The sequence below is a fragment of the Salinicola sp. genome (assembly GCF_982684285.1).
Genome location: NZ_CEXLVS010000407.1, coordinates 1 through 1980, shown reverse-complemented (window position 1 = coordinate 1980; position 1980 = coordinate 1). Strand labels below are relative to the sequence as shown.

Annotated in this window: 1 protein-coding gene; it reads left to right on the top strand. The window is 41.2% G+C overall.

What is annotated here, in order from left to right; translation table 11 throughout:
* Positions 1-1514: DUF6701 domain-containing protein (locus AC3AYF_RS20460; protein WP_487780310.1), on the top strand; the 1514-nt coding region annotated here is incomplete at its 5' end.
* Positions 1515-1980: the final 466 nt, after the last annotated feature.

Genomic DNA, 1980 nt, shown 5'->3' with positions numbered 1-1980 from the left:
TATCTGGCACTGCCATTGACACTTCGTCACCGGGCACCAGTGTTGACCTCGACTTTGATATCTATGGCGAAGCCAACTTTACGGTGCAATATGATGATGCCGGTCAACTTCAAATTGACGCCAAACATACGACTGCGAGTGACTTGGTGCTCACGGGCAATGATCAGTTTGTCAGTAGCCCTGTCATGTTGACTGTCTATACCGATGATAATAACTACGAATGTGTCAGTGGTGATGCCAGCTGCAATCGATTTAAAAAAGCAGGTGAAAGTTTTGACCTTAACGTGAACGCTGCCTGCTGGGAAGATGATGCTGATACTGATTTTAGCGATAATCCCGTCACGCCAAACTTTGAATTAAACTCAATTGCCGTGATTCCTTCACTCGTTGCTCCGTCTGGTGGTTCTAATGGCAGCCTAGATGTGGCTAGTTTTAACTTTTCAACATCCGATAATGGCAGCCATGTTATCAGTCAGGCAATCTCCGAAGTGGGTGTATTTACCTTTGCTCTCAGCCCGCCAAGTTATTTTGGTGAAACGCTAACCACCGACAGCAGTGACAATATTGGCCGTTTTTATCCAGATCACTTTGAAGTGAGCAGTCAGTCAGACGGTTCTTTTGGCGATAACAGCTGTGGCACTTTTACTTATAGTGGTCAAAACTTTAGCTATACCACTAATCCACAGCTGACTATCACGGCTTATAATGCAGCTGACACAGCTGCCGTCACTCAAAATTATAGCGGTGATTTTATAAAATTAGTGGCCAGTGACTTTGCCCTTACGGGCCCAACAACTGATGCGGTACAGTTAGGAGTGGATAATACCAACCTTGTTCAACTTGATTGGACAGCTGCCGTGGCTTCATTAACTGACAATAGTAATGGCAGTGTCACCTTTATATCTGGTGATGATATCTACAAATATGAACATGTGGCTAATAGCCGAATAGCGCATTTTAGTAATGCCGCTGACTTAGTTTTCAGCCAGATTAAGGACGGTGATGATGTGCTAACTCAGGGCCTACCGATTTCGCTACGATCCAGTGGAGAACCTATTCGTTTTGGTCGTTTGCTCATTAACAATGCCCATGGTTCCGAATTAATCCCCTTACCCGTTACCATTCAAGTCGAATATTTTAACGGCGTGAATTGGCAACTTAACACTGCAGATCAATGTACATCGCTGAATTTGCTTACTCATTTTGATTTAACTAATAACGAAACGTCTGGCGGCAGTTTCACCAGCACCATGAATATAGATGCTGGAACAACAACGCCTACGCTGAGTAACAATAGTCCAATGGTCAGCGGCAGTTCCACTATGACATTCTCTTCACCGGGTGAAGAGAACCAAGGTTATGTTGATATTCAAAGTCAGCTTGCTGCGAACTCCGATTGGTTATTAGGTGATTTTGATAATGACGGGGGTTATGACGACGAAGCGTCTGCTCGTGCTAGTTTTGGTCTATTTAAAGACTCGGACAATATTATTTTCCGCCAAGAAAGATATTAAATTTCGTAATATTTTTATCCATTTCAAGTCAAGCTACTTCTATCAACCGTAGTTTTCTAACTATTTTGATATTGTCACAAAACTGTCACACTAATTGTGTGATAATGCTCGCCCCAGATTGAGTCATCACTATCAAAACTCACTTTGTAACTAACGTTTCCAGGTCACCCTCCACAAAAGCTGTAATCAACTACATCCACTCAATATTTTCACTAAATTAGCACTGTGATGAACCAAGGCACAGCTGCAACATCATTTGCCTAATCTCCAAATAAATACGCGGAATAGAGCAATTTTAAAATATGTGATTTATGCCAACCAATCCACAAAAAATAAATGCAAATAATTGATTTAATCAAAAATATCTACTATGTTGGTGTTGTTATAAAAAAACGGTATATAGCAATGAAAGTATCATCGTTATTATTTTTTATAGCTTTAATGTTCAGTGAACTTGCCTTTGCTG